Genomic DNA, 3412 nt, shown 5'->3' on the forward strand with positions numbered 1-3412 from the left:
GCGATGGGGAGGCCAACAAGGAACAGAACGGCAAATAGGCGCAAACGCCCTTTCGGAGCATGCATGGCGGCTCTCCGTTACAACGAAACCGTCCATCGGCGGAGACCCATCATAGCCGAACAGAGGCTTCGGGCGCGATAGGCGTCCGACCAACTCTCCGTGACTTCTTCCCTGTAGCGAGAGCTGTGTTATAGACCCCCCCGGCAAAACACGGGCGTTCTGCGGGCGTGGTGGAATTGGTAGACACGCCAGATTTAGGTTCTGGTGGCTTCGGCCATGGGGGTTCGAGTCCCTCCGCCCGCACCAACAAGAGAACGGACTAGGGCATAGATGGACATTACCGAAGTGACCACAGAGGGCCTCCGCCGCGAGTTGAAGGTGGTGGTTGGCGCGGATGAGCTCGAGCGGCGCCTGTCGGCGCGCCTCGACGATCTCAGCGGCAGGGTGAGGATCAAGGGCTTCCGGCCCGGTCATGTGCCGAAGGCGCATTTGCGCAAAGTGTACGGGCGCTCGGTGATGGCCGAAGTGGTGCAGCAGGCCGTCGCCGAGACGAGCCGCGAAGCCATCTCGCAGCGGCAGGAGCGTCCTGCCTTCCAACCCAACATCTTGCTGCCGGAGGACGAGAAGGAGATCGACAAGATCTTCTCGGGGACTGCCGACCTCGCCTACACCATGTCCTTCGAGGTGCTGCCCAAGTTCGACACCATGGACTTCGGCAAGATCGAGGTGGAGAAGCCGATTGCCGACGTTTCCTCCGCCGACATCGACAAGGCGCTCGAACGCTTGAGCAACGCCAATCCGCTCTATAAGGCGAAAGACGGTCCGGCCGCGGAAGGCGACAGGCTGATCATCGACTTCAAGGGCTCGATCGACGGCGAGGAATTCAAGGGCGGCAGCGCCGAGGATGCGCAGATTGTGCTCGGCGGCCGCAACTTCATTCCTGGCTTCGAGGAAGGCCTCGCCGGCGCCAAGACCGGCGAACAGCGCGCCGTCGAGGCGACCTTCCCTGACGACTATCCGGAAGCGAGGCTCGCCGGAAAGGCTGCCAGCTTCGCTGTGACGGTCAAAGAGGTGGCGAGCCCGGAGGCGCCGACCATCGACGACGATTTCGCCAAGGCGCTTGGCTTGGAGTCGGTTGAGAAGCTGCGTGAGATGGTCAAGCAGCGTCTCGACCAGGACCGCATGGCCGCATCACGGTTGAAGCTGAAGCGGGCGCTGCTCGACAAGCTCAACTCGGCCTACGACTTCGAGCTGCCTCCGACGTTGGTCGACAATGAGTTCCAGGCCATCTGGCGGCAGGTGACGAGCGATCTCGAGCAGACCAAACGAACCTTCGAGGACGAGGGCACCACCGAAGACCAGGCGAAAGCCGAATATCGCGACATTGCCGCGCGGCGCGTGCGGCTTGGCCTGATCCTGTCGGAGGTTGGCGCCCGCAACAAGATCGAGGTCTCCGACGACGAGGTGAACCGCGCGCTTCTCGAGCGGGTCAAGCAGTTCCCGGGCCAGGAGCGGAAGGTCTACGACTTCTACCGCAACAATCCTCAGGCTCTGGCCGAGATCAGGGCGCCTCTATTCGAGGACAAGGTGGTCGATTTCATCACCGAGCTTGCCAATGTGACGGAGAAGCCGGTCAGCGTCGAAGAGCTCTACGCCGATCCTGACGACGCCGGCGGTCATCATCATGAGCACGAGCACGAGCACGATCATGACCACCACCACGATCATGACCACGACCACCATCATGACCACGATCACGATCACGGCAAGAAGAAGCGAAAGAAGAAATGACGATTGTCCCGGAAGCCGTTGTGCCGGGGGCTCGGCCCCCCTTTCACTTGCGCCACCGGCTCCATATGTAGTAGCGCGAGCGCTGACGGAGGTCCGCTAGGCCAGAGAGGCCTCCATCCCGCCAAACCCCTAGAGACAACAATGAGCGACCCAGCCAATATCTACATGAATACCCTCGTTCCCATGGTGGTCGAACAGACCAACCGCGGCGAGCGGGCCTATGACATCTATTCGCGCCTGCTGAAAGAGCGCATCGTCTTCGTCACCGGCCCGATCGAGGATCATCTGGCCTCGCTGGTCACGGCCCAGCTTCTGTTCCTCGAGGCGGAGAACCCGAAAAAAGAGATATCCATGTACATCAATTCGCCGGGCGGCGTGGTGACGTCCGGCATGGCGATCTACGACACCATGCAGTTCATTCGCCCGTCGGTCGCCACGCTGTGCATCGGACAGGCTGCCTCCATGGCTTCGCTGTTGCTTGCCGCCGGCGAGAAAGGCATGCGCTACTCGCTGCCCAACTCCCGCATCATGCTGCATCAGCCCTCGGGCGGCTTCCAGGGCCAAGCGAGCGACATCGAGCGCCACGCCGAAGACATCATCAAGATGAAGCGGCGGCTCAACGAGGTATATGTGCGGCATACCGGCAAGGAGTATGAGACGATTGAACGGACGCTCGACCGCGACTATTTCATGTCGGCGGAAGACGCCCGCGCCTTCGGCATCGTCGACGAGGTCATTACCAAGCGCCATCCGGTCGACGAGAAGGTTGAGCGCCTGGCGCCGGTATCCTAAGAGCTCACGCGGTCGGCCGCCGATCGCTTTGGGTTCCGTTGGGTCTAAGCCACAAGGGTCATGGCGCGCGCGGGCTAAGCCGTGCAACGCTGTTCGCCGGCACTTGAACCACTGCCCTGATTCAACACGGATTAATCAATCCTTGATCAGTGGCACCCTAGCATGCTGAGATTGTCCTTCGGCCGCGTCTCCAGGAGGATGACCCTCACTTGCAAAACGTGCGAAGAGCCGAGCGTTGTGGCCTGATTCGCCACGATTTTTCGGTCAGAGGATATTGGAAAGACAGATGAGCAAGGTGAGCGGAAGCGATTCGAAAAACACCCTTTATTGCTCCTTTTGCGGCAAGAGCCAACACGAGGTCCGCAAGCTCATCGCCGGCCCGACCGTATTCATCTGCGATGAATGCGTCGAACTCTGCATGGACATCATCCGCGAGGAGAACAAGTCGAGCCTGGTCAAGTCGCGCGACGGCGTGCCCACGCCGATGGAGATCTGCGCCGTTCTCGACGACTATGTGATCGGCCAGGACTACGCCAAGCGTGTGCTCTCGGTTGCAGTGCACAACCACTATAAGCGGCTCAATCACTCGAGCAAGAACTCCGACGTCGAGCTCGCCAAGTCGAACATCCTGCTGATCGGCCCGACCGGCTGCGGTAAGACGCTGCTCGCCCAGACGCTCGCGCGCATCCTCGACGTGCCCTTTACCATGGCCGACGCCACCACGCTCACCGAGGCCGGCTATGTCGGCGAGGACGTGGAGAACATCATCCTCAAGCTGCTCCAGGCCGCCGATTACAATGTCGAGCGGGCGCAGCGGGGCATCGTCTAT

At 61.2% G+C, this 3412-nt stretch carries 3 protein-coding genes and 1 tRNA gene; all 4 read left to right on the plus strand.

The annotated features are described in order from the left end of the window. Positions 1-221: 221 nt before the first annotated feature. A tRNA-Leu gene (locus tag ACREC7_RS16110) sits at positions 222-306 on the plus strand. 24 nt (positions 307-330) lie between these two features. Then, the gene (gene tig / locus ACREC7_RS16115; protein WP_431556705.1) at positions 331-1791 is read left to right on the plus strand and encodes a trigger factor; all 1461 of its coding nucleotides are present in this window, start codon (positions 331-333) and stop codon (positions 1789-1791) included. Between the two features lie 141 nt (positions 1792-1932). After that, positions 1933-2583, plus strand: coding sequence for an ATP-dependent Clp endopeptidase proteolytic subunit ClpP (gene clpP / locus ACREC7_RS16120; RefSeq protein WP_431556706.1), 651 nt, complete (start codon positions 1933-1935; stop codon positions 2581-2583). 286 nt (positions 2584-2869) lie between these two features. Then, positions 2870-3412 (plus strand): ClpX C4-type zinc finger protein (locus ACREC7_RS16125; RefSeq protein WP_431556707.1); only part of this gene is annotated, 543 nt, incomplete at its 3' end.

It is taken from the genome of Methyloceanibacter sp. (genome assembly GCF_050728395.1).
Taxonomy (GTDB): domain Bacteria; phylum Pseudomonadota; class Alphaproteobacteria; order Rhizobiales; family Methyloligellaceae; genus Methyloceanibacter.

Excerpts from the sequence above, each read along its gene's own strand:
- tig (WP_431556705.1), top strand. The coding sequence starts at position 331 with ATGGACATTACCGAAGTGACCACAGAGGGCCTCCGCCGCGAGTTGAAG.
- clpP (WP_431556706.1), top strand. The coding sequence starts at position 1,933 with ATGAGCGACCCAGCCAATATCTACATGAATACCCTCGTTCCCATGGTG.